The sequence below is a fragment of the Natrarchaeobius halalkaliphilus genome (assembly GCF_003841485.1).
Taxonomy (GTDB): Archaea; Halobacteriota; Halobacteria; order Halobacteriales; family Natrialbaceae; genus Natrarchaeobius; species Natrarchaeobius halalkaliphilus.
In genome coordinates, this window is sequence record NZ_REFY01000001.1 from 669,070 (window position 1) to 695,068 (window position 25,999).

Genomic DNA, 25,999 nt, shown 5'->3' on the forward strand with positions numbered 1-25,999 from the left:
AAACCTGTCCGAGATCGTCGAAATTCGCTCTGCCTCGGTCCGGTCAGAAATCGGCGTCGACGCTTCCGTCTTCGTCGAGGTCGATCACGCCGTCGAAGCGCTTGCGGAACTCCTCGACGAGCGACGCATCGTGGGGTTCTTCGGAGACGTGAAAGAGCCCGACGGCGTCGTACGAAGCGAGTAACTCGAGGATTCGATCGACGGTCTCGAGTGCGTCGTCGTCGCCGGCGTAGTAGGCGAGTTCGGTGATCGAGTCGAAACTGAGCCGGAGTTTGCCGTCGTACGCGTCGAGAAAGCCGTCGATGTGCTCGACGATGGCGTCGACGTCGTCGGGGGCGGCGACGTAGTGGACGGTGTCGCTCGTTCGTCGGGAGTAACCGCGTTCGATGCTCAGCGTGTCCAGGATTTCGGCGCGTTCTTCGTCGACGTCGTAGTACTCGAGTTTCTGTTTGGCTTCGCGGGCTGTCGTTCGGGTGGAGACGACGAGGAAGTGGTCGGTGTCCGTTTTCAGAAAGTCGGTGTCGATGCGGTCCGTTTCGCCCGTACTCGGATGAAGCAAGAGAACGCCGGTTCCACCGGAAATCGTCGCCGGTGTCCCCTCGATTTCGAGCCGATAATCCATGTTGGCGTGAACAACTTACGGAATCGACTTAATAGTGCGGATTCCCGCCCCCGAGCGGTGATGCTGAACGGGTACAAATGTCGGGATTTGACCTCTAGACTATCAGTCCAGGTCGGATCCTTCCTGTCGTAGCAGGACCAACATCGAGAGTCCCGAGATGAAGATGAGAAACAGCGCTGGGATGGCCGCGTATCGATAGGCAAGGGCGTCCTGGGCGTCCCAGATGATGATTACGAGCGTGTCCATCCCGATGGGGCCGACCATCAGCGTCACCGGTAGTTCCTTCATCGTCGTCAGGAACACGAGGATACCGCCGGCGATCACGCCTGGCATTATCTGTGGCAAGGTAACTCGTCGGAACGTTTCGAGTCGCCCAACATTGAGCGTTCGAGCGGCTTCGATCGTCTGGCTATCGACTTGTAGTACGGACGACCGAACGGTACCGACCGCCTGGGGCAGAAACCGAATAACGTACGCGAACACGAGCAGCCAGATTCCCTGTCTGTACAGTGAAGGGAGCGTTCGAGTTCCCAGAAAAACCAACGCGAGCCCGATAACGATGCCCGGAACGGCGAAGCCGACGTAGGTTGCCCGCTCGAGTATTCGGGAAACCAGCGAGTTCGTTCGCCCGGAGTAGTACGCGACCGGTAGGGCGAACGCACACGCCACCACCGCGGCGAGGAGTGCCAGATGAACCGAGTTGTACACAAACTCCCACTGGAACTCGAGGGACGGAATCCGATCTCCCTCGCTACGGAATAGCCAGCTCGTAAAGATCGCGACTGGAACGACGAGTGTGACGAAGCCGAGCAGCGAGATGAAGCTCATCGCCGCCCACTTCCAGTTGCCGAGCCGTATCGTGCTCCCGCTCCCGTCCGTACCGCCGCCTGCGTCTTCGTCGCGTCCGATGCCAGCTTCGATGACGAGAACGACGGCCACGATTGCGACCAGCTGTAATGCCAGCAACGCGGCGTATTCGGGAGCGAATCCGCTAAACTCCCAGTATATCGCGCTCGTGAACACGCTGGCTTGCATGAACGCGGGCGTTCCGAAATCCGATATCGCGTAGAGACCGGCGAGTAATGCTCCGGCGGCGATTCCCGGCCTGATCCGGGGAAACGTAATCCGTCGAAACGCCTCGAGCGGGCCGGAGTTGAGCGTGCGGGCCGCATCGACGAGCGAACTGTCCATCGATAGCAGCGCCGCCCTGGTCGTCAAAAACACGTACGGGTAGGTGTACAGCGTAATGATGAAAATCGATCCGCGAAGCCCGTGGACGCGGGGAAGCGTGACGCCGAGTAAGGAGTCCACCTCGCCGCCAGAGCCGAACATGGAGACGAACGCGATCGCGCCGATGTAGCTCGGAATGACGAGCGGGAGCGCGGCTACGACCGTCCAAAAGCGGGGATACGGCAGGTCGGTTCGTGTTGTTAGTACGGCGAGTGGAACGCCGAGTACGATCGAAAACAGCGTGACTGACAGCATCAATCCGATACTGTTCGCCGTAATCAACGCGGTCTGTGAGGAGACGACGAGGTCGTAGGCACGTGAGAACTCGACCGTCGACGCCTGCCACACCACCCAGAACATCGGAGTGACGACGAGAAGGGCGACGATTGCGCTCAGCGACCCCAATGCGGCCGTCCACTTGTTGACACGATCGATCCGGCTACGGATGGAATCGGTCCGACGTGTGGCCTCGGGGTCGTTCGTTGTCGATTTCATCGTGTGTTTCGCGCACCGATGGGATCAGTTCGCGTGGTCGAGTGCTCGGCGCCCAACGCTCTTGAAACTCTTGATTAGCTCCTCGAGCAACCCGGGCCCCGGACGGCCGGTGAGCGTGTCCCTGATCAGGAGGTAAAACGGTTGACTGCCGTTAGAGTGGAAGCATTCCCTCGTCTTCGAGGAGTTCGCGGGCTTCCTGCAGCTCCATATCGAAACTACTGAGATCGAAGTTCGGGGAGTTGAGCTCGTCGGGATTCGGCAGCGGTCCGACGTAGTCGACGCCTTCGACGACGGGGAACTCGCCGTTGGCTTCCATCATGAACTCCTGGCCCTCCTCTGCGACGAGGTGACGCGTAAATTCAGCGACGAGTTCGGGATCGTCGACGTTGTTCGTGACGGCGACGCCCGCGACGCTGAACAGACAGCCCGGATCGTCTTCCGTGAACGTTACCCGGATCGGGGAGTCGGGGTCCTCGTTGACGAGTCGTGCGGCGTAGTAGCTGTTGCCCAGTCCGATGATCGGATCGTCGTCGCCGCCACGTTCGACGGCCGCAGCCTGATCGCTGCCACCGGAGAACAGCTGTGGATCTTGATCCATGAAACCGCTGACCCACTCTCGAGTCGCGTCTTCGCCTTCGAGTTCCACCATCGACTGAATGAATCCGCGGAACGTTCCGGAGTTCGGACGCGTCGAGATAATCCCCTCGAACCGGTCGTCGGTCGCGTACTCGAAGATATCGGTCGGCAGTTCGTCCCAGCTGTCGAACGGCGTTTCGTCCAGTCGATCTTCGTTGTACTGGATCGAACGGACGCGACCGCTGACGCCGGTCCAGTGTCCGCCGGGCTCGCGGTAACTTTCGGGGACGGTATCGACGACGTCTTCCGGAAGCTGCTGTACGAGTCTTTCGTCGTGGACTGCACCCAGAGCACCCGGATCCTGGGAGTAGAACACGTCTGCCGGCGTTGCGTCACCCTCCTGAACCAGCTGGTTGACCTGTGCGTCGTTGTCGTCCCAGTTGCGGTGTATTTCGAGTCCGTCGTACTCTTCTTCGAGGGCTTCGAACACCAGATCGATCTGGTCGCGTGTTCGGCCCGAGTAGACCGTGACCTCGCCCTCGAGGTCGCCAAGCTCGTCCCAGGAAACCCCGCTTCCGTCGACCGGGCTGGCGAGCGGATCAGCGTCAGCGACCGTCGCGGTTCCGGCGTCTCCGTTGCCACCGGTATCGGTTCCGCCGTCACCGTTACCGTTACCGTTCCCATTTCCATTCCCGGTCCCGTTTTCATCGCTGAGACAGCCAGCGATGCCGGCGGTCCCGGCTACGGTAGCGCCCGTCAGGGCGAGAAACGATCGTCGACCAGTCTTTCGATGCATCCGATTGCTGTTGCGTCGTCGCATATCTAGTTTTAGGCTGACCTAAAACACATATATCTTCCGATGTTCGTTGCCGACATCAACAAAACGTGGCGGCAGCTACCGCTCGAAGGGCCGTCAGCCTGAACGATGCCCACGTTTTTGGCTGACCTAAACCCCTGTATGTATGATTTTAGGCCACCCTAAAGAGTTTGTCGGTTGATCTCGTTCCGACGCGCCTACCGATACCTCGAGTGACCGATCAACTTGCGCTTGGGAAAGTGGCCTCAGCACCGGCCCTCGTTACCGATGAAGACGACTCGTCCGTCACCTCCAAACCCGTAACCGGGAAGGGTTCCCTGCTCGAAGATGGGCTATGAGCGTTCGCGAAGAGTTCGACGAGTGGGCGGCCAACGGCAAAGATAGAGGCATGGAAGAGCGCCACTGGCATACCGCCAAACACGCACTGGCGCGGATTCCCCTCGAGCCGGGTGAGACCGTTCTCGATCTCGGCTGTGGAAGCGGCTACGCCGGCCGTGCGCTGCGAGAGACGAAGGGTGCAGGACGCGTCTACGGGCTCGACGGCGCACCCGAGATGGCACACAACGCCGCGGGCTACACCGACGATCCCGCCGTCGGATATCTCGTGGGTGACTTCGATTCGCTCCCGTTTGCCGACGATTCGATCGATCACGTCTGGTCGATGGAGGCGTTTTACTACGCCGCCGATCCCCACCACGCGCTCGAGGAAATCGCTCGAGTGCTCCGACCCGGTGGCACGTTCTACTGCGCCGTGAATTATTACGAGGAGAACGTTCACTCACACGAGTGGCAGGAGTTCATCTCGATAGAGATGACCCGCTGGGACCGCAGCCAGTATCGCGAGGGGTTCCGTAACGCCGGTCTATCCGTTGGCGAACAGGACACTATTCCCGACCGTGAGATCACGATTCCCTCCGAAGAGGAGTTCCCGACGGACGACTGGGACAGCCGCGAGGACATGGTCGAACGGTATCGTGAGTACGGAACGTTACTCACCGTCGGCGTGGCCCCGTAGCCGCCGTTCAACCGCGACTGCCGCGTTCTTCTAGACTCCCCGTCAATTCACTCGAAGCGCTCGCCCGCCGGAATCGTCACCTCGAGCCAGTTCTCTTCCGGCGGGAGCGGACAGTCGAACGTCTCGCTGTAGGCACAGAACGGCGTGTACCCCAGGTTGAAATCGACGACGATTTCGTCGCCGTCAGCGAGCGTTCGATCCGACGCGAGTTCCATGTAGCGACCCCCCTCGTAGCTCTGCTGGCCGGTCGTCTTGTCCCTGAACGGGACGAACAGCGGCTCTTCGTTCGGGCTCTCGAGCTGGTACGCTGCGAGTTCGAACGTCCCGTCTCGCAACTCGCCGTCGCCGCGTTCGAGGTCGAACTCGAGGGCCGCGACGCGGAGATAGCGCATCTCTCTTCCGGCAGTCGTCTCCATGAGCACGACCGCCGGATCCTCGTCCGTCTCGACGGTCGCCGTCACGCGATAGGCTGGATCCGGCTCGAAGTACTCGAGGCCCTCGAACGACTCGCGACGTTCCGGTGGGATCGGTGATTGCGGGTGCTCGGTGAAGAACTCGTCTTTCTCCGTGCGTTTGTCCTCGAGTTCGGTTTGCCACTGGTCGACGTCGAACTCGGCTTCGGCGTCGACTTCGGACGAATCGGTCATACCTGCTGTAGCGGTGCCGGACGGGAATGCGTTGCGCTTCGAAGGACACCACACCGGGTTCGGTGTCGAGTGGCTATCTTGAACACGAGACTGCTGTAAAACGATTCGTGTGACGTTCGTTTCGTTCTGTTGGATGAACTGTTTGCATTCACTTCACGCGCGTATTGAACGGACAATCTTCCTATCCGTGAATAGGGATATATACACATCGTCCCTCTGGTTATTCGAGAAACGATTCTGGATCCTTTTCATAGAGCTCCCACATCGTTATCTCCGCATTCCGGATCTCTTCACTCATCGCATGGTTATCGCTAGTGAGATCGGTCCAGTCGAGTATACCTGGGAAAATGAGTGGGATCGTATAGGTTGGAACCTCGCTCCAGTCGGGCCTTTCACCGTCGAACGCTTCGGCGACGAGTTCGCTCGTTCCGTGGGAATGGTACTCGCCGCGATAATCCGGCCTGACGCCGAGACCGAGTTTGTACGGATACGCGACCCAATGCCAGCGTTTCCCAGCACCGTGATGAACCGCTGGTGTCCAGGTGTAGACGCCGCCGCGCTCCAATTGCTTCGTATCCGTCGGATGGTCGGTCTGTAGGTCACGCCACATCTCGACGATCCACTCTCCATCGTCCCAGGTTCCGGCCCCTCGCCAGTCCGCTGCGCTCCCGTACGGTTCTCGAAGCGGACGTCGGGGGATCATCGCTCCCTCCCATTCGGCGACGTCAGGATCGAATTCAACCGCATTCTCCAGTACTAACGCGTACGTGCCGTCCTGCTGATCCGGAAAGTTTCCCCGCTGAATCTCGTGATAATCAAGTGCACCTCCCTCGACGACGTCGGGATCCCACATGTACTCGGGACCGTCCACGGGATCCCACTCCTGTGTCGTGTATGTGTTTTGGCCCTGATCGCTATGACGATAGTCGAGGACGTGATGGTCAGTTCCGTACCCCTTCGGATTGCTCCGGTGGGCTCGCCACATCGGAAGATCGAGAAAGACACCGTCCTGTTTGAGCTGGTCGAGTTCCGTCTCAGATCTGATCTGTCGCCAGTCGTTCTCCCACCACTCCCCTTCAACGGCCTGTGGAATGTACTTTCGAATATCGGTCTTCTCGAGGCCGTCGTCACCGAGGTGCTCGTGCTCTCGAACGGTTTGTTCGGATACCTCACTGGGCAGAGACCGCATTCCTGTGTGGACGGTGAGCCAACCCCCGAACTCCTCGAAGCCTTTTACCGAACCGTCGTCGAACAGGAAGCTGACGCGATCCTCGTAGAAGCCGGTATGTTCGGAATTATCGCCTTCTGCGATCCATGGAGACGGGTTGGCAAACTGTGTCCACTCACCATCACGGTAGACCAGCATGTCGTGAATCCAGCCACCCGGGTTCGGCTGGTCCCATCGAAATCGGAAGTAGATCTGTTCCGAATTAAACGCGATTTGGGTGTCGAGTCGCTTCAACTTCTGTTCTGGCCGCCAGTGGTCAGTCATACGGGATCCCACGTACTATTCGACCCGCCGTCGTTCGACGATCGCTTCCATTTTGGTGAGCGCAGCTCTGGCTTCCTGTCGGTTTGCCGCCAGCTCCTTCGTGATCTCCTCGGGGAGTTCTATGTCCGCCGCCAACAGCAAGAGACGGTCGAGCACCGTGATTTCGAACCGTTCATTCATCATCCCGGTGCTCAACACGTCCAAATCGCGGAGCGCTGGCGGGACATCGGTCGAGACGATCTCGTTTTTCTCCGCGAGGATCCCTTCCATAACGGGGCTCCCTTCGGCTCGTGGCTCTTGATCGAGCTCCTCGAACAGTCGCTCGATCCGATGAATTTGTTCGACCGTATCCTCCTCGTGATCCGTAAAAAGCACCTCGACATCCTCACTCGCCGCGGCTTCAGCGAGATCCGCGTGAAGATCGAGGATCTCGAGTTCTGCGTGATAGAGCTTCTGTAGTTCCCGTTCGAACATCTCGGTCGGTGTCGTGGTCGTCATCGATTAGTTCTCCTTACAGCAAATCGGATTAGTTGCGTTGCCGTGCCCGGCCGTGTCTGAGTACCAGTGTTTCGTGTACCACCGAACATCATTCGTCTAACACCTGTCTACGAATGTGTTCCTGAACTTCTCGTGTGTCTACGTCCTCGCTTTCAAGCAGTATCTTGAGCTCGTGTGATGACAGCTCGTTCCCAGCCGCTAAGTCCTCCAGAAGAGATTCTCGTGGGAGCTCCACTACGTCGATGTCGATGTCTACGTTCTGGACAAGGACACTCTCTCGTCGACCTACCCGATGAAACGCCTCGGTCAGCAACTGGTCCGCAACCGGGCTTGGTCTGTTCGCGTCCGTGCCTAGTCTTGCGTCGATCCCCGTACTATACAGGAGGAACGCGAACGCGTCACGAACACCGTTGGACAGTTTCCGATCGTCCGTAAGTGTCGTCTGTTTTGTCCCTGCCGTGCCGAACAATTTCTCACGCTCATCCGCCTCAAGATACTCGAACAAGATGGTGAAATCGAGCAACGAGTTGTAGACGCGTTCCCGAATATCCCGACGACGTTGGTATCGCTGTTGTTTCGCGTGTTCACCCTCGTAGCTTTTTTCACCCGTCAACCACCGCCGGTCTTCTGTCGTGAGCATCGCATTCTTCCGGCCGGTCATAGTTCGTCTGTGAGCCTCGGTATGGGAAAGCACCGTTACCGGTAAATCGATATCGATTGACTGTATAGAGAAATATATTTATTCTTGACCAATGATAGAGGCCTATGACCAAAATAGCGTTCGTCTGTGTCGGGAACGCCGGCCGCAGTCAGATGGCGACCGCGTTCGCCGAACGAGAGCGAAGCCAGCGGGGACGTGAGGATTCGGTCAACGTCGTTACTGGCGGGACCGATCCTCACGCTCACGTTCACGAAAATGTGATTACGGCGCTCGACGAGGTGGGAATCGACATCAGTGGTCGGAATCCACGCGAAATAACCGTCGAGGATGTCGCTGACGCCGAATACGTCGTCACGATGGGCTGTTCGATCGACGATTTTGTCCCCGATGACTGGAATGGAACGACAGAGGCGTGGAATCTCGAACATCCTGGCAGTGATGATCTGGACGCTGTTCGATCTCAACGCGACGAGATTCAACAGCGTGTCGAGGATTTTTTCGATCGAATCGAGCTGTCGGACACGCAACGATAAACGGACCCATCAATGGCTAGAGAACAAGTCACGGTCGAGGCAGATGAAACGAGCCCGTTGGATACGTTCCAGCAGTTCTTTTCGCTCAAACGGGACGTGCTCGTTCTCTCGCTGGCGATGTTCGCGTTCAGCCTCGGGTTCCAGATGACAAACCGGTTCCTCTCGGAGTACCTCATCTTTCTGGGAGCCTCAGGCCTCGTCGTCGGAATCTGGGGATCATTTGGGAACGTGATCGGTGCGGTGTATCCGTATTATGGTGGCGTAATCTCAGATCGTGTCGGTTCTCGCTACGCCCTGACCGTCTTTGGCTTTCTGTCGTCGATCGGCTTCGGCATCTGGCTGGCAGCCGCCTTTATAGATCCCATTGACCTCGGTGTTCTCACCATTGAGCCGTGGGTGTGGGTGTTCGTCGGCCTATTGCTCGCTCAGTGCTGGAAGTCCTTCGGCATCGGTGGCCACTATGCTATCGTCAAGCAGGCCACGGAACCGGATCGTCTGGCTCGCGGGTTCGCCAGCACGGAGACGTTCCGACGGACGGCATTCCTGCTTGCCCCGCTGATCGTCGCGGTTTTGGTCGCCGACGAATTCATACCTGGATTTTTGTGGGTGCTCGTCATCGGGATCATCTTCGCCGTTCTCGGGACGTTCGTCCAGCACGTCATGTACGAGTCCAAGCAAGACTCAGTCGGCTCCGAGTTCGAAGGATTCGGACAGATCCTCGACGATCTCAGAGCGCTCCCGGAACCGTTGCAGCCACTCCTCGTAGCGGACACCTTTGTCAGGTTTGCCAACGGAATGGTCTACGTGTTCTTCATCCTGGTAATCACGCAGATGATGGAGATTGGCTGGATGGTGAACGTGCCCGCAGTCGGAGCGATTGACCTCGCTCCAGCGGCATTTTTCGGCGTGCTCACAGGCATCGAGATGCTCGTTGCGCTGCTAACGATGGCACCAGCAGCGAAACTCGCCGAACGAACCGGTCTCAAACCGGTCGTTGGGTTCGGATTTTTCGTCTACGCCGCCTTCCCGATCGTGCTGATATTTGCACCGGAGGACGTCTGGGTTCTGATCGCCCTGTTCGCGTTCTCCGGATTGCGGTTTGCTGGGCTCCCAGCACACAAGGCGTTGATCGTCGGTCCCGCTGAACGGGGGGCAGGCGGCCGAGTCACCGGCTCGTATTATTTTGTGCGGGGAGCGATCGTGATCCCCAGCGGCTTACTTGGGGGGATTCTCTGGGATTACGCGACTCCGGAAACCGCATTCACGGCCGCTTCCATCATCGGGATGGTCGGAGTTGTCTACTTCGCTATCTACGGGAAAGAATTTGATGCGTACCAGTAAGCGAATGTGATCCCATTCTTCCGGACCGGTTGATTGCTGAGATATTACCCAACCGCTGTATTCGTTCTATGATTCTCACTCGAGCATAGTAACTGACAGTACACTTATGGTCAAGCACGAAAACCATCGAATATGTTACAGTATAATTCTACGAAACTCGAGGTGAGACCGTGACCGATCGCCGTCCACTCTTCGTGTTTCTGGGTTCGCTGATCGTGCTCTCGAGCGGCTTCGTTTTCGTCTCTCAGCTTTTGAGCGTGAGTATGATCACCCTCGCGCCGGCATACATGTTCACGCCGATGTTCGCCGGAATCGTCACCTGTCTGGCCGGCTCTCCGTCGTTCGAGCGGGCCGGGCTCCGAATTCCCTGGGGACGTCTTCGCTGGCTCGGGGCCGCAGCCCTCGCTCCGATCGCGCTGATTCTGATCGGAACGGGACTCGCGCTGGCGCTCCCCGAGGTTCAGTTCGTTCCCGACGCCAATCCGCTCACCGGCGAGGGAACGGAGTTCGCACCCGCAAACGGTGACGGAGCCGCCGGTCCGTCGCTTCCCGGTTGGCCGCTCAATCTTATTCTCACGGCCGTCGCGGCGCTCGTTCTCGGCGTGAGTATCAACGCGGTTTTCGCTTTCGGTGAGGAGTTCGGCTGGCGTGGCGTCCTCCTGACCCAACTCGCTCCGTACGGGTTCTGGCAGGCCTCGGGCGCTATCGGCGTACTCTGGGGTGTCTGGCACGCACCGATTATCCTCGAGGGATACAACTATCCGAACAACCCGGTCGTGGGCGTGGGCGTCATGACATTCGCCTGTCTCGCCATGTCACCGGTGTACACCTACCTGACGATCGCGACCAGATCCGTTCTGTCGGCGGCGGTCTTTCACGGAACGTTCAACGCCTTCGCGACGACCATGATCGTCTTCGCACGGGGCGGCTCCGAACTGGTCGTCAACCCCGTCGGCGGGGTCGGTATCGTGGTGTTCGGCCTCGCCGCACTCGGGATCGCGATTCGGGGCACGCCGGAGCTCACGGCGGACTGGGCGGTCGGCCGAGACGAATCCGTCGCGGACCCGGACGGATCGACGCACGCGACGTAGCCGTCCGAGGGTTTATAACCGAAGGCACGGCCAGTTCGGTCCGTCAACGCTATGGACGACCGACGATGAGTAAGGCAAGAATGGCGGATTCGAACTGGCGTGCGGTGTTCGGCCACGAAGAACCCTACGACGAGCAAGTCGACGGCATCGAGACGACGATCGACACCGCTCGAGACGGCGGCTATACGGTCATCGAAGGAGCCTGTGGTACCGGGAAGACGATGATTGCGCTCACCGCGGGCATCGATCTCGTTCGCGATCCCGACACCGACTACGAGCGCGTCCTCGTTCTCACGAGCGTCAAACAGCAACTGCGCCAGTTCGAGACCGACCTCGAGACGATCAACGACGCCCTTCCCGACGACTCCCGGCCGGTCTCCGGGCTCACGCTCGTCGGGAAGGCCGACGTCTGTCCGTACAACCGCGAGCGGGTGGCGGGATTCGACGACGGGAACGTCTACGACCGCTGTGAGACACTTCGGGATCGAACCAGGGATATCACCGGCGAGGGCGGCGAGACGACCGCCGGAAGCCTGGCCGGACGCGCTCGCAGCCAGCAGATCGGCCTCGCGGACAGCGGCACTCGAGACACCGGCGGAACCTTCCTCGAGACCACGGGCGAGGCGACGCCCTACCCGCGCCAGCTACCCGAGTACAGCGACGGCGGTCCCGTCGGCGCCGAAACCGAGTACTGCCCGTTCTATGCGCGCTACCTCGAGGATCTTCCAGAAGAGGGAAGCGACAGTGACAGCGCCGAAGCGGTTCCGTACGATTTCACGACGGCGGGAGCGGTCACGCCGGAGGATCTGGTCGCACAGAGCGTCCGTCACGGCACGTGCCCGCATTCGGTGATGGGTGCCGTCCTCGGCCACGTCGAGGTCGTCGTCGGCAACTACTACCACGCGTTCGATCCGCGGACCGTCGGCTCTTTTACGGGAGCATTGCTCGACGAGTCGACGTTCGTCGTCTGCGACGAGGCACACATGCTCGAGCCTCGCGTGCGAAACCTGGTTAGCGAGGGGATTACGGATACGTCCCTCAGGGATGCAGAGACCGAACTCTCTCGGGTTATTCAGCCCGTCAAGTTCGAACGGGAGGGTCGGCAGGTCGAAGGAGGATCCAAGACCGCCGACGCCGACCTGGTTCGAGCGGAACTGAACGACAGCGAGGTCTCGATCGAAGACCTCGACAGGACCCTCGAGTTCGTCCAGGATCTCCGGAGCGAACTCGATCGACGAGTGACCGCACATCTCGACCGGAAATGGGGGGGTTGGAAATCCGACATCGCTGCTCTCGAAGACGACGAAGTCCCGCTTCGAGATCCGGCCGAACCGGCCGAAGACGAACTCTCCGAATGGGCTCGTGAGGCCGGCTACGGCGACGCTGACTGGACCCGAGCCGAAGCCGTCGGTGCCGTCGTCGAACGTATCCTCAACGAAGCCGAAAGCGAGGACCGGACCCGGAGTTCGCCTGCGGTCGGTCGCGTGCTCGGAGAGTGGTATCGTCGCGGACACACCGATCACTTTCGCGAGATCGAACTCGAGCGCACCTGGAACGAGACCGAGCCCGCCGACTCGTGGCGTCGCGCGTACACCGCGCGACTCGCGTTACACAACTGCGTTCCGAGCGATGCCATCGGTTCGCGGCTCGCGTCCTTCGGCGGCGGAATTCTGATGAGTGCGACGCTCGAGCCGATGGCGGCGTTCACCGAGGTTACCGGGCTCGACTACCTCGAACGTGAGGAAGATCGTCCGGTCGTCGAACGGCGCTACGGGCTGCACTTTCCCGCGGAGAACCGCGAGAGCTTCGCCGTTGCCGCTCCGAAGTTCACGTACGATAACCGGGGTTCCGTCGATGAATCGAACCCGACGCGGACCCACTACGTGCGTGCGATTTCGAAAGCGGCGGCGCTCCCCGGAAACGTTCTCGTGGCGATGCCGAGTTACACCGAAGCCGAGTGGATCGCGGACGTTCTCTGCGACCGTCTCGACAAGCCGGTCTTGCGCGACGCCTCGAGCGACGACGAGGCGACCGAATCGCTAAAGAGCGACTTCTTCGCCGGGGAGGGGAAAGTGCTCGTGACGAGTCTCCGCGGGACGCTGACGGAGGGAGTCGACTACAGCGGTGACAGACTCTCGGCGGCGGTCGTCTGTGGCGTTCCGATCGTCAACACCTCGAGCCCGCGGACGAAAGCCGTCAGGCGAGCCTACGACGACGAGTTCGAGGACGGCTTCGTTTACGCGTTGACCATCCCCGCGGTCCGGAAGGCCCGACAGGCTATCGGCCGGGTGATCCGGTCGCCCGACGACGTCGGCGTTCGCGTCCTGCTAGACGAACGGTACGCACGCGAGAGCTGGGACTCCGTTCGACCGTACCTTCCCGACGACGGCGAGTTCCAACCGGTCAGTCCCGACATGCTCGAGTTAGGACTCGAGCGATTTCGCTCTCGACTCGATTGAACCGCGCGCATTCGCTCGAGCGGTTGCGTCCGGTTTCAGGATCGTTTGTCGGCGACAGCGATGCCGCGGTGGCGCTCGCCGTCGATCGATTCGATCGAAAAGCCCAGCCGCTCGTAAAACGGCCGCACGCGGTCGTCGAATCGCGCCGTGAGCCGCCCCTCGTCCTCGAGCGCACGTTCGACCAGTGCGCTCCCGATACCGCGCCCCCGGTGACGGCGACGGACTCCGACGGCCGAGACGTGTGCGCCAGGCTGGTTGCCGTGGGGTTCGAGGACGAGCGCGCCCAGGAGGCGTTCGGCCTCCCTGGAATCGTCGCTTCTCGTCCTTCCATCGCCGTGAACTGCGTTCGCTCGAGCACTCCCGGTCGATCTGGCGCGTCGGTCGCCTGCGACGAGGACCTCACCGTTGTGGATTCGCGCTTCGACGTTGCCCGGCTCGAGCATCGCCGCGTCGAGGATCCGACGCACCTCGAGCGAATCGTCCCGGGTCGCGACGCGAACGAAGGCGGTCATATCAGTGGATCAGGCCGGCGATCCTCAAAACGGGTCGGCTTTCGGACGTCTCTCGTACACGATCGAAACCCTCGCAGGATATATTTGCCGCTACCGGTGACGATTCTCTGATGATCGATCGAGATACCGCGAAGTTGAATCCGCTGTGGCCGATTTCGCCTTTCGCCGGTGAGCGGACCGGCCGTTCCAGAGGCAACATTTTCCGCATGAAGCGACCGTTGTCAGGTTTGGCCACATTACGGAGAGGTATACCTGTAGGGCGTTTGTATCCGGTAACCGATGAACTATGCGTACCTCGCTATGGAAGGACGATGCACCCCTCGAAGGCGGTGGTTCGAATGAACACGACTGAACGGTACAAACAGGAGAAACACCCTCTTGACGTCATCGACGACGTCTACGAGTACGCGGAGGACGGACTCGACTTCGAGGAGATCGAAGCCCGTGCCGGCGACGGTGAGTGGGAACGCCTGAAATGGGCTGGAATGTACGCCCAGAAGCAGGAGGGCTACTTCATGATCCGGACCAAGGTTCCGGGCGGCAAGCTCACGCCGGCGCAGGCCGAAGTGATCGGGGAGGTCACCGACGACCTCGCCGTCGCACCCGAGGAGTACGGCGGCCAGCAGCAAAACGAACTGTGGGGGGACGCCTACCTCGACATCACTACCCGACAGGACATCCAGAAACACTGGATCCGTATCGAGGACGTCCCGGAGATGTGGGAGCGCTACGACGAGGTCGGTCTGACGACCGTCCAGGGCTGTGGGGACTCGGCACGGAACGTGCTTGGCTGCCCCGCAGCGGGTCTCGACGACCACGAGTGTTTCAACGCCCAGCCGGTCGTCGACGCCGTCTCGGAGTACTTCACCGGAAACCGCGAGTACGCCAACCTTCCCCGAAAGTTCAAGCTCACGATCACCGGCTGCGCCCACGACTGCGCACAGTCACAGATCAACGACATCGGACTCGTTCCCGCAAAGAAACAACTCGAGGACGAGCACGTCTACGGCTTTCACGCCCGCGTCGGCGGTGGCCTCTCGGACGGGCCACGCATGGCCTCCGAACTCGACGTGTTCGTTCGACCCGAGGACGCCGTCGAGTTCTGTCGAGCCGTTGCCCAGACGTTCAAAGAACTCGGCGACCGCACAAACCGCGGCGTCTGTCGAATGCGGTATCTCGTCGAACAGATGGGTCCCGAGGCGTTCGAACAGGCCATTCGAGACCGCTGTACCGTCGAGTTGCCGACCGACGGCCAGAACCTGACCGTCGGCTATCAGGGCGACCACGTCGGCGTCCACGACCAGAAACAGGGCGGACTGCAGTACGTCGGGTTCAACGTCATCGCCGGTCGCATGGGCGGCGACGAGTTCGCCCAGGCGGCCCGCGCCGCAGAGAAGTACGGCACGGAGGATGCCTCCGTCCGGCTCGCGACCGATCAGAACTTCCTCATCAGCCACATCCCCGAGGAGAACGTCGAGGACCTTCTGGCGGAACCCTTCGCACAGGAGTACCAGCCCGATCCCGGCGCGTTCTCCCGCGGAGCCGTCGGCTGTACCGGAAACGAGTTCTGTAACTACGCGATCATCGAGACGAAAAAGCGCACCAAGCGCTGGGCGCGCGAACTCGACGAGCGAATCGACGTCCCCGACGACATCGACGCCATCCGAATGCACATGTCCGGTTGTTCGGCCTCCTGTGCACAGCCACAGATCGCTGACATCGGCTTCCGTGGCGAGACCGTCAAGCTGGACGAAAACGGCCAAAGCCCGCGAGCGCAGGACGGCGAGTCCGATATCGTCGAGGGGATGGACTTCGGACTCGGCGGCTCCCTCGGCGCGGACAACGAGTTCCTGGATTGGGTCGAGAGCGCCGTTCCCGCCGACGCCGTAATCCCCGCTCTCGAGCAGCTGTTCGACGCCTTTGCCGACGAGCGCCACGACGGCGAGGAGTTCTACTCCTGGTGTCGTCGCGTCGACAACGAGCGTCTGCGCCAGACCATGCAAGACGCCGACGCTCCCGTCGCACGAGGTGTTGCCCATGGGGACTGACGACCCGGATTCGAACGCGGACGGAGTCGACCGCGTCTTCCCCGGCGTACCACACTCCGAGGACGACGACGACGCCGTGATCGTCCCCGAAACGAGCGGCGCTGGGTCTCGATCGCGAGCGGAAACCGATCACGCTCGAGACGACGCGATCCGATCGGAGGATTCGGAGGAAAGCGCTGAGAGCGGTTGCACGACCCATTCCTGTACCTGTGGCGAAAAGACCGAGTCTCCGGAGGCAAGCGAACGAGCGCTCGCGACCGACGGTGCCGGCGTCTCGAACGTCGATAGTGACGGTGACCTCGGTGATCTCGAGTTCACCGAGCCCGCTGCGGACGTGAGCCAGGACGTCTACGACGACGCGCCGGACACTCGCGTCGGGGTCCCGGATGGCGTCGATCTCGAGACACCGGAGTACTCGATTCGGTCACGGATGAACGACATCGAGACGCCGGACGAGAAGACCTGGTTCATGGAGCTCGACGAGGCCGTCATCGACGACGGCCGCTGTATCAAGTGTGGCACCTGCGTCGCCGCCTGTCCGTCTGATTCGATCGGCGTCGGTGACGACGGTCTGCCCGAACTGGTCAAGATGTGTACCGGCTGTTCGCTCTGTTGGGACTTCTGTCCTCGCGGTGGGCTCCGGTACGAGCGCCAGTGGAAGATCACCGGCGGCGAGGACAACGTCAAGGGAGCCGGCGATCCGATCACTGAGTTCTCCGCGAAGGTCGACGACGACTGGACCGACGGCGCACAGGACGGCGGCGTCGTTACCGGTATCCTCGCGACCTTGCTCGAGGAAGGCGAGATCGACGGCGCACTCATCGCGACCGAGAGCGAAGACGAAGCCTGGAAGGCGGAAAGCTTCCTCGCGACGACCGAAGAGGAGCTCATCGAGAACGCAGGAACCGTCTACAACCAGACGCTCGCGCTCGGGAACCTCGACCTGAAACAGTGGAAACACAAGCTCCCCGACAAGGACTGGGACGATCTCAGTCTCGCACTCGTCGGCACACCCTGTGAGATCGAAGGTATCCGCGCTCTCCAGGACTTCGAGTGGGACTACCAGGCCCAGAACGAGGGTATTCAGGCCGTCGAGTACACGATCGCGCTGATGTGTACCAAGAACTTCAACTACTACAGCCTCATGGGCGAGCAACTCGAGGAAAAACGCGGAATCTCGCCCGAGGAGATCGGCAAGATGGACGTCCTCCACGGCAAGATGATGGTCTACGGCCACGACGGCGAGATGATCCTGGAGGAGGACATCGAAAACTTCCACGACGCCGCACTGAAAGGCTGTGACGAGTGTGCCGACTTCACCGGCTTCTGTTCGGACGTCACCGTCGGCTCCGTCGGCTCCTCCGACGAGTACTCGAGCGTCATCCTCCGGACCGAACAGGGCGTCAAAGCCTGGGAGCTCACCGAACCAAAACTCGACTACCACGATCTCGAGGACAAATCGGCCGTCGGCAAGCTTCAGGGCTGGGACAAAAAGAAGGCCTTCGAGAGCCTAGAGCGCCCGTTCGATCCGGACGCTCCGCGCTTTATCGACTACACGGATCACGCCGAAAATTACGGAACTGCGCTCAACCCTCACGACCAGGGTCACTAGACGGTTCTCTCCCGCTTCGCTCGTCCGGTGCGTCGATTCCGTTCGGATCGGATTCGGCTGAGACGGTTGCTATTTTCCACCGCTCGACTCGAGGGCGGCGTCTGTTACTCAACCTCGATGTCGCCGTGCATCGTGCCTTCGTGGGGCTCACAGACGTAGGCTGCCATCTCGTCGGTAACTTCGTCGACCTCGAGCGTTTGGGTTTCTCCCTCTTCGTCTATGATTTCGGTTTCGTAGTCGTCGACTACTTCGTCGTCGTCGTCTCGAATCTCGATGTTGTGGCCGACTCCGTCCAGATTCTCCCAGGTGATCTCGTAGGACTCTCCTTCTTCCAGGGTGAGCGTCGGATTCTCCTCGTCGGCGATGGACTCCGGTTCCTGGCCCATCCACGCCTGAGTCTCGCCGCCGAGCATGATCTCGTCGTCGGGATCGATCGCGTCGCCGTTTTCGCCGTTCTCGTCGTTCTCTCCGTTGTCGTCGTTTCCGTTCCCGTTTTCTTCACCGTTTTCGGGCTCTCCATTCGCCTCGGGGTCGCCGTTTTCACCGTTTCCGTTGCCGGGTTCGGCTCCGTTTTCCGGTTCCACTCCGTTTCCGTTTCCGGGCTCTTCGCCGTTCTCGTCGCCGGGTCCGCCACAGCCTGCGATGAACGCCGTGGCAGCGACAGCGCTTCCGAGCTGAAGGACTTTTCGTCGGGATCGTGGTTCGTCTGATGGCATAGTCCTCGGAGCCTATACCGTCTGGCCCCAAAAGCCGACGCCACGCACTGGCAGGCCGGTATGCTTCGATTTCGCCGGATACTCGATCTCCGCCGGGTCGTTGTCACGTCCGTTGGGACACCACTGAACTGTCCCGGGTGCTAGCCCACCCGAGACGTGGCTTCTACCCGAAGGGTCAAGCCGTGAGCACGCAATCCCAGCGGACCATAAACGTCCCGCACGACCGCCGAGCCGTCCGATTCGCCTAGCCACAGCCCCGCGATGGCGTCCCGAACGTTCCCTCGAGATCGCGGAGTGCGACGATGAACGGAGGTGGCGAACCCGAAACGACGAACGGCCGTCGACGCTCCAGCCCCAGCGTCGCTGACGCGGCGTCGAGATCTCGATCGGAACGGGAAGCCGATTCTCGAACGCGACGTGAATCTCGACCGGCTCGCCACGGGAATAGACTCCCCGATCGGTTTCGACCGAGACGGCGACCGCTCGACGCGCCAGCGAATCCGGAACGAGCGACGAGAGAAACCGCTTTGCCGCGGATCGTGATCCGTCGGCGTCGCCTCCGTCGCGTTCGCTCGTTTCGGCGTCAGTTCGTCGCGGCTGTGGGCCGACCATAGCGGAAAAACTACCGTATCAGTGCCACCCTGATCCACGTCCCCACTCGGTTATCGCCAGGCTGTCAGCGTCGGTGCGGCCTCCGCCTGCATCGAGAGCCACGCGCCGTCCGCCGAGATATCCGCGATGACGTACTCGTCGCAGTGACTCGCGTCGCCGGCGTCGATCGATCCGACGATCGTGTCGGTATTCGTCGTGGCGTGGGGATTCGTCGCCATGTATGTGAGTGACACCCATCCACATATAAACTCGTCGAATCTGACTGTCGTGCTCGAGGACCCATCAGTTCGCGGATACGTTCTCGCACGGACGAAACACTGGGTTTATACTCATTTTCGCCGTATCCTGGTGACATGAACGTAGCCGACGCGATGACAGCCCGAGCGGACGTGGTGACCGTCGAACTGCCGGGTACTCGCGCCGACGTCCTCGAGTACCTGCAAGAACGATCGTTCTCGTCCGTCCCGGTCGTCAAACCGACCGACGACGGGCCGGAGTATCGCGGCCTGGTTTCTCGAGACGCGCTGATCGAACAGCCCGACGAGGACCAGCTCGTCATGCTGATGGACGAGGTTCCGACGACGACGAGCGAGACGTCGCTCGAGGACGCCGCGCGGACGATGGTCCAAGAGGACGCGCGCCGCGTTCCGGTCGTCGACGGGGAGCTCGAAGGGATCGTGACGGTGACCGACGTGATCCACGCGATCGCGACCGGCGATCAGGAGACCGACGCCACGGCCGAATCGTACGCGAGCGACGACGTGAACACGACCTACGAGGGAACGCCGCTGCCCGTTTCCGAGCGCGAACTCTACTACGCCAACGTTCCATATACGGTCGCACTGGACGACGACGGTCGGATGAGCGGCGTCCTCACGGAGGTCGACATCATCGACGTGGCCCGTATCGTCGAGGGAGAAGAGGAGACGGGCAACAACTTCCCGGACCAGGATTCGCAGTGGTCCTGGGAGGGAATCAAGGGCGTCGGAAGTCGATACCTCCCGACGCGAGACATCGAGCTTCCGAACGGTCCGGTCAGCGAATTCATGACCGACGACGTCGTGACCGTTTCGGCGTCGACGTCGCTCCAGGAGGTCGCACAGCGGATGATCCGCAACGATATCGAACAGATCCCGATGGTGACCGGCGAACAGCTCGTCGGCATCGTCTGTGACGTCAACGTCCTGGAGACGCTGTATGACTGAGCCGACCGAGCCCCCCTCCGATTTCGAGGCGACGGACGAGCCGACGAGCGAGAAGCTGGTCGAACTGGCCAAGCGCCGAGGCTATTTCTTCCAGTCCTCCGGTTCGTACGGCGGTGTCGGCGGCTTCTACACGTTCGGTCCTCAGGGTGCAGCCCTGAAGGGGAACGTCGAGGACGCCTGGCGCGACCGGTTCGCCGTCGCGGAAGGGAACATGGAGATCGACGCGCCGACGATCATGCCCGAACCCGTCTTCGAGGCCTCGGGCCACCTCGAGGGTTTCGACGATATGCTCGTCGAGTGCCCCGACTGCGGTGAGAGCCATCGCGCGGACCACGTCGTCGAGGACAATACCGACTACGAGGACGCCGAAAGTCTACCGATTCCGGACGTCGAGGAGGTCATCGCGGAGTACGAACTCGTCTGTCCCTCCTGTGGCACGGGACTGGCGGGCCAGGCCGTCGAGGCGTTCAACCTCATGTTCGCGACGAACATCGGACCCGGTGACTCCCAGCCGGGCTACCTGCGTCCCGAGACGGCACAGGGTATCTTCGTCGAGTTCCCTCGGCTGAAAGAGTACGCTCGCAACCAGCTCCCCTTCGGCGTCACCCAGATCGGCCGGGCCTACCGCAACGAGATCAGTCCGCGACGCTCGATCATCAGAACCCGCGAGTTCACGCAGGCCGAACTCGAGTACTTCATTGATCCCGAAGCGGACGATCCCGATCTCGAGGCCGTCGCTGACGTCGAAGTGACGCTGTATCCCGCGAGCGAGCAGAACGACGAGGACGGCGACGAACTCGAGACCACCATCGGTGACGCCGTTTCCGAGGGCGTCATCGGTGACGAGTGGGTCGCGTACTTCCTCGGCGTCGCCAAGCCATGGTACGACGCCGTTGGCGTCGACATGGATCGATTCCGATTCCGCCAGCATCTGGCGGGCGAGCGCGCCCACTACGCCGCGGACTGCTGGGATGCCGAGAGTGAAATCGACGGCAACTGGATCGAACTGGCCGGCTTCGCCTATCGGGGCCAGTACGACCTCTCGAAACACGCAGAGCACTCCGGCGACCGTTTTACCGTTTTCCGCCAGTACGACGAGCCACAGACCGTCGAGCGCGCCTCCGTCGACCCGGATATGAGCTACCTGGGACCGGAGTTCGGCGGCGACGCACGGGCCATCGTAGAGGAACTCGAGGCGCTCGCCGGCCGGAACCGCAGCGCATTCGAGAGCGGACCGGTCGAGATCGATCTCGAGGGTGAGGCCCACGAGATTCCGGTCGAAAAGACCGGTTTCGCGGTCGAAGAGGAGACGATCGCCGGCGAACACGTGATCCCGCACGTCGTCGAACCCTCTTTCGGCGTCGATCGACTGGTCTACACCGTCCTCCACCACGCCTACCGCGAGGACGAAGTCGACGGCGAGTCCAGAACGCACCTCGAACTCGAACCCGAGGTCGCGCCCACCTTCGCCGGCGTCTTCCCGCTGCAAAACGACGCGGATCTCGAGGCGCAATCGAGGGCTATCGCGTCCGACCTGCGCGAGGTCGGTCTCTCGGTGACCTACGACGACTCGGGCAACATCGGCCGGCGCTATCGTCGTCAAGACGAGGTCGGCACTCCGTTCTGTGTCACCGTCGATTACGAGACCATCGAAGACGACGCGACGACCGTCACCGTCCGCGAGCGAGATACGACCGCCCAGAAACGGTTGCCGGTAGCCGACCTCGCGGAGACGCTTTCTGCGATCCGGGCCGGCGAGCGGGAGTTCACGGAACTGTAGCCCTCGATTCCCGTTTCACTGATCGCGTGGCGCTGTCGGTAACTCGAGCGGACGTTTCCGAACCTTCGTTCCGGCGTTCGACGCCGTTTTCCTCGCTCATCGTCACCTGCTGTTCTGAACCCGGCAAAATAAGCCTGTCCGACTTCCTTCGAGACGAAATCCGCTGCCTTTCCGGATCTCCGAACCACGCGGATGATGATCGACGGACTGAAGGTCTCCTTGTCCGAGAATTTGGGTGATGGCCGACGAACTAAAACGCCGACTCGTCCACGCGAGCGGGGCGGGACTGGTTGCGCTCTATCTGCTGGCAGATCACTTCGAGGTCGGTCTCACCTGGCAATACTTTCGGTATCTCATGATCGTTCTCTCGTTCGGCGTGATCGGTCTCGAGATACTGCGCTTGCGCGTCGGTCTCGAGTGGTGGCTCTACGAGAAACTCACGCGGGAGTACGAACAGGACCAGTTCGCGGGCTACGGCTACTACATGGTGAGTATGACGGCGGTCGTCCTCGTCTTTCAGCCCGCGATCGCGCTGCCGGCGATGTTGATGCTCGCGATCGGTGATCCGATAAGCGGGGCGGTCTCCGACGACTCGCTCAGACGGGTCAAGGGACCGACGGTGCTCGTCACGATGTTCGTCGTTTCGGCGGCGCTTGCGACGCCGTTTCTCTTTCACTCCCCGCTTGCGATCGTCGCCGCGGCACTCGGTGCGACGATCGCAGACGGCGTTAAACTCCAGTTCGGTGAGTTCATCGTCGACGACAACCTGACGATTCCCATCTACGCCGCGACGCTTTCGTTTCTGGCACTCGAGTTCGCCCCCGTCTGATACGGTCTGCTGTAAGTCAGTACCGGCGTATCCGGAGACCGGGTGCCGGGTGCGTCGATAAACAGTTATAACAGACCGTATGAGTCCGTCCCGAGCTCGACACGGATCAGGCGTTCAGCCGCCAGAGTTCGAAGTTGAGTACGGCGGCGAACGTCACCCACGCGAGATAGGGAACGAGCAACGCCGCGGCGCGGCGATCGACCCGTCGGAACGCGGCGATCGTCGCTACCACCAGTCCCCAGAGGACGAGGATAACACCCAGTGCGACGAGCGGTGCCTCGAGCGTAAAGAACGCGGGCGTCCAGGCGACGTTGAACGCCATCTGGACGACGAACAGCCCGAGCGCCAGCCGACGGCCGTCCGCGTCGGCCCGCCAGACGAGCCAGAGGGCGATCCCCAACAGCGTAAACAGCGCCGTCCAGACGACCGGAAACGCGATCTCGGGCGGGTAGAACCACGGCTTTTCGAGGGCGCGAAACCAGGGCGAGTCTGGACTCGAGAGGACGCCGGGGACGCTGCCGACGACGTTGACGAGGATCACGAAACCGACCGCTCGGAGGATCGATCCACGGTCGGGAACGCGGGGTGTGCTGGTTCGTGTCGCCATACGGTACCGTCGACCCGGAGTCCCTTGGGCCTGTTCCCGACGACGCCCGCGGTCGATCGACGGTCTTCCCCGACCGACTATGTACAACGTTTTTGTCGTCGCCGCTCGCGCTACGAAATATGAAGACGGAGGGCGGTACCGACGAGGCGAAGCGGCGAGCCGGTGAACGCGCCGCTCGAGCGGTCGAAGACGGAACCGTCGTCGGTCTCGGAACCGGATCGACGACCGCCTGTGCGATCGATGCGCTCGGCCGAGCCGTTGCGGACGGCCTCGAGATCCGGGCCGTTCCTACGTCCTTTCAGTCGCGCCGGCTCGCGCTCGAGGCGGACATTCCGGTAACCGAACTGGATGCGGTCGACCGAATCGATCTCGCGATCGACGGTGCGGATCAGGTCGTCGACCAGCCGGCTGCGTCGGCTCACGGCGCGCTCATCAAAGGCGGTGGGGCCGCACACACGCGAGAAAAGTTGATCGACGCGACGGCCGAGCGATTCGTCGTCGTCGTCGATCCCTCGAAGCTGACGGACGAACTCGACCGCTCGGTTCCGCTCGAGGTTCTTCCCGATGCACACTCCGTCGTCGGTGATCGCGTTCGGGAGCTATCGGGCGAGCCGACGCTTCGCGACGCGACTGGCAAGGATGGGCCGGTCGTCACCGACAACGGGAATCTGGTGCTCGACTGTGCGTTCGGCGCGATTTCGGAACCCGGTGACCTCGCGTCGCGACTGTCGCGAATTCCGGGCGTCGTCGAACACGGACTGTTCGTCGGGCTTGCGGATGCGACCTACGTCGGAACCGACGACGGCCTCGAGGTTCGCGAGTACTGAAACCGGGTTCGCCACAGCTCGTCGCTTGTAGCTAAATCGAGGCGCTGAGAACCCTGTCGCGTGTCGTCTCTCGCTAGTCTACCGGCCAGAACGAGGTTCTCCACCGATCGAAACCGACGCCGTCCGATCGAAATCCTTGCTCTCAACCGACTTCCGTTACTCGCTGTGGCCGTCCTCCGGTGCGTTCACTCGTCCAGCGAGCAGCGCCGCGAGCACGTAACACGCTCCGAGTAGACGGGTAGCCGGCACGACCCACCGTCTGACCTCGAGTTCGTCGGCGTTCTCGTAGGCCGCCTCGAGCGCCACCGACACGACCGTTTGCGGCAGTAGGGCCATGACGATTCCGAACGCAGCGATGGGTGTCCGAAGCCGTCGGACGCGCTTTCCGCCACGGACGAGCAGCGAGACGAAGACGACGCCCTCGAGTCGGGCCATCGGGATCGTCCACGGACGAAGCTGTCCGGTTTCGGGATTTTCGAACGAGAGCCGTTCGCACGGTTCGATGATCCGCTCTGGAGCGACGGTCTCGAGGAGACCGAATGCGATGAGGAGCGCGCGCATGTTCAGTTCGGACGACACCCACTGATAAAAACGTTCGACCCGGAGGTACGGTTCTCGGCCACGAGCGACCCGGACGCCTTCGAATCGGAACGGGGCGTTTTTCACTCCCCTCCCGAGACGTTCCAGTGGACACGAACCGATGCCCGAGACATCCGACAGGAAAGACGACCACATTCGAATCATCGAGGAGGAAGACGTCGAGACGACTGGTGCTGGATTCGCAGACGTCGATCTCGTTCACGAGGCGCTCCCGGAGATCCACCGGGACGAAATCGAGACGTCGACGACGCTGTTCGGCCACGAGCTGTCCGCACCGATCGTCATCGAGAGCATGACCGGCGGCCATCCGAACACCACGAAGATAAATCGAGCGCTTGCCGAGGCCGCCCAGCGAACGAACGTCGCGATGGGCGTCGGTAGCCAGCGCGCCGGCCTCGAGATCGACGACGAGGCGCTTCTCGAGTCGTATACGGTCGTTCGCGACGTCGCACCGGACGCCTTCCTCTACGGAAACGTCGGTGCTGCCCAGCTGCTTGAGTACGACCTGGGTGACGTCGAAGCGGCGGTCGAGATGATCGACGCCGACGCGATGGCGATCCACCTCAACTTCCTCCAGGAGGCCGTCCAGCCCGAAGGAGACGTCGACGCACGCGGCTGTCTCGAAGCCATCGAACACGTTGCGGACGGGCTCTCGGTCCCGGTGATCGTCAAGGAAACCGGCAACGGAATCTCGCGTGAAACCGCGACGCGACTGGCCGATGCCGGCGTCGACGCCGTCGACGTCGCCGGACAGGGCGGAACGACGTGGTCGGGGATCGAAGCCTACCGGGCGGCTGCCGTCGGTGCGAGACGTCAGGAGGCTATCGGTCAACTGTTCCGGGCGTGGGGCGTCCCGACTGTGGTCAGTACCCGCGAGGCGGTCGACGCCCACGACTGCGTGATCGCGAGCGGTGGCGTCCGATCGGGGCTCGATATCGCCAAGGCGATCGCCCTCGGCGCTCGAGCCGGCGGCCTCGCGAAGCCGTTTCTCGGCCCGGCGGGTCAGGGAACCGACGCGGTCGTCGATCTGATCGAAACGCTGTCGCTCGAGTTACGGACGGCGATGTTCGTCACCGGTTCGGCGTCGGTCGACGAGCTCCGATCGGCGGAGTACGTCGTCCTCGGACGAACGAACGAGTACCTCGAGGACCGAGATCGATAACGGTCGCCGACT

24 protein-coding genes are annotated in these 25,999 nt (G+C 61.5%); 12 read left to right on the forward strand and 12 right to left on the reverse strand.

Translation table 11 applies throughout. The annotated features are described in order from the left end of the window. Nucleotides 1–43 precede the first annotated feature (43 nt). The 3 genes from EA462_RS03240 to EA462_RS03250 form a co-directional block, all read right to left on the reverse strand. The gene (locus EA462_RS03240; protein ID WP_124177122.1) at nt 44–622 is read right to left on the reverse strand and encodes a DUF7090 family protein; all 579 of its coding nucleotides are present in this window, start codon (nt 620–622) and stop codon (nt 44–46) included. A gap of 102 nt (nt 623–724) precedes the next feature. Further along, the gene (locus tag EA462_RS03245) at nt 725–2,347 is read right to left on the reverse strand and encodes an ABC transporter permease (RefSeq protein WP_124177123.1); all 1,623 of its coding nucleotides are present in this window, start codon (nt 2,345–2,347) and stop codon (nt 725–727) included. A gap of 151 nt (nt 2,348–2,498) precedes the next feature. Further along, complete coding sequence (locus EA462_RS03250) at nt 2,499–3,743, reverse strand: extracellular solute-binding protein (protein WP_124177124.1); 1,245 nt, start codon at nt 3,741–3,743, stop codon at nt 2,499–2,501. A gap of 331 nt (nt 3,744–4,074) precedes the next feature. Here EA462_RS03250 and EA462_RS03255 point away from each other — a divergent pair, with 331 nt between their 5' ends. Next, on the forward strand, nt 4,075–4,755 hold the full coding sequence (locus EA462_RS03255) for a class I SAM-dependent methyltransferase (protein ID WP_124177125.1): 681 nt from the start codon (nt 4,075–4,077) through the stop codon (nt 4,753–4,755). 47 nt (nt 4,756–4,802) lie between these two features. Here the strand turns inward: EA462_RS03255 and EA462_RS03260 are convergent, their stop codons facing one another. The 4 genes from EA462_RS03260 to EA462_RS03275 all read right to left on the reverse strand — a co-directional run bounded on the left by EA462_RS03260 (nt 4,803) and on the right by EA462_RS03275 (nt 8,053). Continuing rightward, nucleotides 4,803–5,402 (reverse strand): DUF1684 domain-containing protein, encoded by a 600-nt coding sequence (locus tag EA462_RS03260; protein ID WP_124177126.1) that lies wholly within the window; start codon nt 5,400–5,402, stop codon nt 4,803–4,805. Nucleotides 5,403–5,622: 220 nt separating this feature from the next. Then, the gene (locus tag EA462_RS03265) at nt 5,623–6,894 is read right to left on the reverse strand and encodes an ethylbenzene dehydrogenase-related protein (RefSeq protein ID WP_124177127.1); all 1,272 of its coding nucleotides are present in this window, start codon (nt 6,892–6,894) and stop codon (nt 5,623–5,625) included. Between the two features lie 15 nt (nt 6,895–6,909). Then, on the reverse strand, nt 6,910–7,392 hold the full coding sequence (locus tag EA462_RS03270) for a DUF892 family protein (protein WP_124177128.1): 483 nt from the start codon (nt 7,390–7,392) through the stop codon (nt 6,910–6,912). 88 nt (nt 7,393–7,480) lie between these two features. Further along, nucleotides 7,481–8,053, reverse strand: coding sequence for a hypothetical protein (locus EA462_RS03275; RefSeq protein WP_124177129.1), 573 nt, complete (start codon nt 8,051–8,053; stop codon nt 7,481–7,483). 104 nt (nt 8,054–8,157) lie between these two features. Between EA462_RS03275 and EA462_RS03280 the strand changes: the two genes are divergently transcribed. The 4 genes from EA462_RS03280 (at nt 8,158) to EA462_RS03295 (ending at nt 13,477) form a co-directional block, all read left to right on the forward strand. Next, nucleotides 8,158–8,586, forward strand: a complete 429-nt coding sequence (locus tag EA462_RS03280) for an arsenate-mycothiol transferase ArsC (protein WP_124177130.1) — start codon at nt 8,158–8,160, stop codon at nt 8,584–8,586. A 12-nt stretch (nt 8,587–8,598) separates the two neighbouring features. After that, nucleotides 8,599–9,927 (forward strand): MFS transporter, encoded by a 1,329-nt coding sequence (locus EA462_RS03285; protein ID WP_124177131.1) that lies wholly within the window; start codon nt 8,599–8,601, stop codon nt 9,925–9,927. 170 nt (nt 9,928–10,097) lie between these two features. Next, nucleotides 10,098–11,018, forward strand: a complete 921-nt coding sequence (locus EA462_RS03290) for a CPBP family intramembrane glutamic endopeptidase (protein WP_124177132.1) — start codon at nt 10,098–10,100, stop codon at nt 11,016–11,018. A 65-nt stretch (nt 11,019–11,083) separates the two neighbouring features. Next, nucleotides 11,084–13,477 (forward strand): ATP-dependent DNA helicase, encoded by a 2,394-nt coding sequence (locus EA462_RS03295; RefSeq protein ID WP_243641350.1) that lies wholly within the window; start codon nt 11,084–11,086, stop codon nt 13,475–13,477. Nucleotides 13,478–13,512: 35 nt separating this feature from the next. Here the strand turns inward: EA462_RS03295 and EA462_RS03300 are convergent, their stop codons facing one another. After that, nucleotides 13,513–13,989, reverse strand: coding sequence for a GNAT family N-acetyltransferase (locus tag EA462_RS03300; RefSeq protein ID WP_124177133.1), 477 nt, complete (start codon nt 13,987–13,989; stop codon nt 13,513–13,515). Nucleotides 13,990–14,327: 338 nt separating this feature from the next. On the opposite strand from EA462_RS03300, the gene EA462_RS03305 reads away from it, so the two are divergent. Both EA462_RS03305 and EA462_RS03310 read left to right on the forward strand, forming a co-directional pair. Further along, nucleotides 14,328–16,037, forward strand: coding sequence for a nitrite/sulfite reductase (locus tag EA462_RS03305; protein WP_124177134.1), 1,710 nt, complete (start codon nt 14,328–14,330; stop codon nt 16,035–16,037). Then, on the forward strand, nt 16,027–17,649 hold the full coding sequence (locus EA462_RS03310; protein ID WP_124177135.1) for a Coenzyme F420 hydrogenase/dehydrogenase, beta subunit C-terminal domain: 1,623 nt from the start codon (nt 16,027–16,029) through the stop codon (nt 17,647–17,649). The genes EA462_RS03305 and EA462_RS03310 overlap by 11 nt, the downstream gene beginning before the upstream one ends. A 104-nt stretch (nt 17,650–17,753) precedes the next feature. On the opposite strand, the gene EA462_RS03315 is transcribed toward EA462_RS03310, so the two are convergent. Both EA462_RS03315 and EA462_RS17165 read right to left on the reverse strand, forming a co-directional pair. Then, a complete protein-coding gene (locus EA462_RS03315; protein ID WP_124177136.1) occupies nt 17,754–18,365 on the reverse strand; it encodes a cupredoxin domain-containing protein in 612 nt (203 codons plus the stop codon). A gap of 662 nt (nt 18,366–19,027) precedes the next feature. After that, nucleotides 19,028–19,195: a DUF7556 family protein gene (locus EA462_RS17165; RefSeq protein WP_165872008.1), complete on the reverse strand. Its 168-nt coding sequence runs from the start codon at nt 19,193–19,195 to the stop codon at nt 19,028–19,030. A gap of 135 nt (nt 19,196–19,330) precedes the next feature. Here EA462_RS17165 and EA462_RS03325 point away from each other — a divergent pair, with 135 nt between their 5' ends. The 3 genes from EA462_RS03325 to EA462_RS03335 all read left to right on the forward strand — a co-directional run bounded on the left by EA462_RS03325 (nt 19,331) and on the right by EA462_RS03335 (nt 22,791). After that, nucleotides 19,331–20,182 (forward strand): CBS domain-containing protein, encoded by an 852-nt coding sequence (locus tag EA462_RS03325; protein WP_124177137.1) that lies wholly within the window; start codon nt 19,331–19,333, stop codon nt 20,180–20,182. Next, complete coding sequence (glyS, locus tag EA462_RS03330; RefSeq protein ID WP_124177138.1) at nt 20,175–21,962, forward strand: glycine--tRNA ligase; 1,788 nt, start codon at nt 20,175–20,177, stop codon at nt 21,960–21,962. The genes EA462_RS03325 and glyS overlap by 8 nt, the downstream gene beginning before the upstream one ends. A gap of 238 nt (nt 21,963–22,200) precedes the next feature. Continuing rightward, nucleotides 22,201–22,791 (forward strand): dolichol kinase, encoded by a 591-nt coding sequence (locus tag EA462_RS03335; RefSeq protein ID WP_124177139.1) that lies wholly within the window; start codon nt 22,201–22,203, stop codon nt 22,789–22,791. Nucleotides 22,792–22,897: 106 nt separating this feature from the next. On the opposite strand, the gene EA462_RS03340 is transcribed toward EA462_RS03335, so the two are convergent. Continuing rightward, nucleotides 22,898–23,398, reverse strand: a complete 501-nt coding sequence (locus EA462_RS03340; RefSeq protein ID WP_124177140.1) for a TspO/MBR family protein — start codon at nt 23,396–23,398, stop codon at nt 22,898–22,900. Between the two features lie 119 nt (nt 23,399–23,517). Here EA462_RS03340 and rpiA point away from each other — a divergent pair, with 119 nt between their 5' ends. Then, nucleotides 23,518–24,225 carry a ribose-5-phosphate isomerase RpiA gene (gene rpiA / locus EA462_RS03345; protein WP_124177141.1) on the forward strand — a complete coding sequence of 236 codons (708 nt, stop codon included), beginning with the start codon at nt 23,518–23,520 and terminating at the stop codon, nt 24,223–24,225. 156 nt (nt 24,226–24,381) lie between these two features. Here the strand turns inward: rpiA and EA462_RS03350 are convergent, their stop codons facing one another. Next, on the reverse strand, nt 24,382–24,786 hold the full coding sequence (locus tag EA462_RS03350; RefSeq protein WP_124177142.1) for a hypothetical protein: 405 nt from the start codon (nt 24,784–24,786) through the stop codon (nt 24,382–24,384). A 139-nt stretch (nt 24,787–24,925) separates the two neighbouring features. Here EA462_RS03350 and fni point away from each other — a divergent pair, with 139 nt between their 5' ends. Further along, nucleotides 24,926–25,987, forward strand: a complete 1,062-nt coding sequence (gene fni, locus EA462_RS03355; protein WP_124177143.1) for a type 2 isopentenyl-diphosphate Delta-isomerase — start codon at nt 24,926–24,928, stop codon at nt 25,985–25,987. The last annotated feature ends 12 nt before the right edge of the window (nt 25,988–25,999 follow it).

Bases quoted from the DNA above. Each gene is read 5' to 3' on its own strand.
- EA462_RS03310 (WP_124177135.1), top strand. From the start codon at position 16,027: ATGGGGACTGACGACCCGGATTCGAACGCGGACGGAGTCGACCGCGTC.
- EA462_RS03250 (WP_124177124.1), bottom strand. From the start codon at position 3,743: ATGCGACGACGCAACAGCAATCGGATGCATCGAAAGACTGGTCGACGA.
- EA462_RS03335 (WP_124177139.1), top strand. From the start codon at position 22,201: ATGGCCGACGAACTAAAACGCCGACTCGTCCACGCGAGCGGGGCGGGA.
- fni (WP_124177143.1), top strand. From the start codon at position 24,926: ATGCCCGAGACATCCGACAGGAAAGACGACCACATTCGAATCATCGAG.
- EA462_RS03245 (WP_124177123.1), bottom strand. From the start codon at position 2,347: ATGAAATCGACAACGAACGACCCCGAGGCCACACGTCGGACCGATTCC.
- EA462_RS03275 (WP_124177129.1), bottom strand. From the start codon at position 8,053: ATGACCGGCCGGAAGAATGCGATGCTCACGACAGAAGACCGGCGGTGG.
- EA462_RS03305 (WP_124177134.1), top strand. From the start codon at position 14,328: ATGAACACGACTGAACGGTACAAACAGGAGAAACACCCTCTTGACGTC.
- EA462_RS03255 (WP_124177125.1), top strand. From the start codon at position 4,075: ATGAGCGTTCGCGAAGAGTTCGACGAGTGGGCGGCCAACGGCAAAGAT.
- glyS (WP_124177138.1), top strand. From the start codon at position 20,175: ATGACTGAGCCGACCGAGCCCCCCTCCGATTTCGAGGCGACGGACGAG.
- EA462_RS03315 (WP_124177136.1), bottom strand. From the start codon at position 18,365: ATGCCATCAGACGAACCACGATCCCGACGAAAAGTCCTTCAGCTCGGA.
- rpiA (WP_124177141.1), top strand. From the start codon at position 23,518: ATGAAGACGGAGGGCGGTACCGACGAGGCGAAGCGGCGAGCCGGTGAA.
- EA462_RS03295 (WP_243641350.1), top strand. From the start codon at position 11,084: ATGAGTAAGGCAAGAATGGCGGATTCGAACTGGCGTGCGGTGTTCGGC.
- EA462_RS03240 (WP_124177122.1), bottom strand. From the start codon at position 622: ATGGATTATCGGCTCGAAATCGAGGGGACACCGGCGACGATTTCCGGT.
- EA462_RS03280 (WP_124177130.1), top strand. From the start codon at position 8,158: ATGACCAAAATAGCGTTCGTCTGTGTCGGGAACGCCGGCCGCAGTCAG.
- EA462_RS03350 (WP_124177142.1), bottom strand. From the start codon at position 24,786: ATGCGCGCGCTCCTCATCGCATTCGGTCTCCTCGAGACCGTCGCTCCA.
- EA462_RS03260 (WP_124177126.1), bottom strand. From the start codon at position 5,402: ATGACCGATTCGTCCGAAGTCGACGCCGAAGCCGAGTTCGACGTCGAC.
- EA462_RS03325 (WP_124177137.1), top strand. From the start codon at position 19,331: ATGAACGTAGCCGACGCGATGACAGCCCGAGCGGACGTGGTGACCGTC.
- EA462_RS03340 (WP_124177140.1), bottom strand. From the start codon at position 23,398: ATGGCGACACGAACCAGCACACCCCGCGTTCCCGACCGTGGATCGATC.
- EA462_RS03265 (WP_124177127.1), bottom strand. From the start codon at position 6,894: ATGACTGACCACTGGCGGCCAGAACAGAAGTTGAAGCGACTCGACACC.
- EA462_RS03300 (WP_124177133.1), bottom strand. From the start codon at position 13,989: ATGACCGCCTTCGTTCGCGTCGCGACCCGGGACGATTCGCTCGAGGTG.
- EA462_RS03270 (WP_124177128.1), bottom strand. From the start codon at position 7,392: ATGACGACCACGACACCGACCGAGATGTTCGAACGGGAACTACAGAAG.
- EA462_RS03285 (WP_124177131.1), top strand. From the start codon at position 8,599: ATGGCTAGAGAACAAGTCACGGTCGAGGCAGATGAAACGAGCCCGTTG.
- EA462_RS17165 (WP_165872008.1), bottom strand. From the start codon at position 19,195: ATGGCGACGAATCCCCACGCCACGACGAATACCGACACGATCGTCGGA.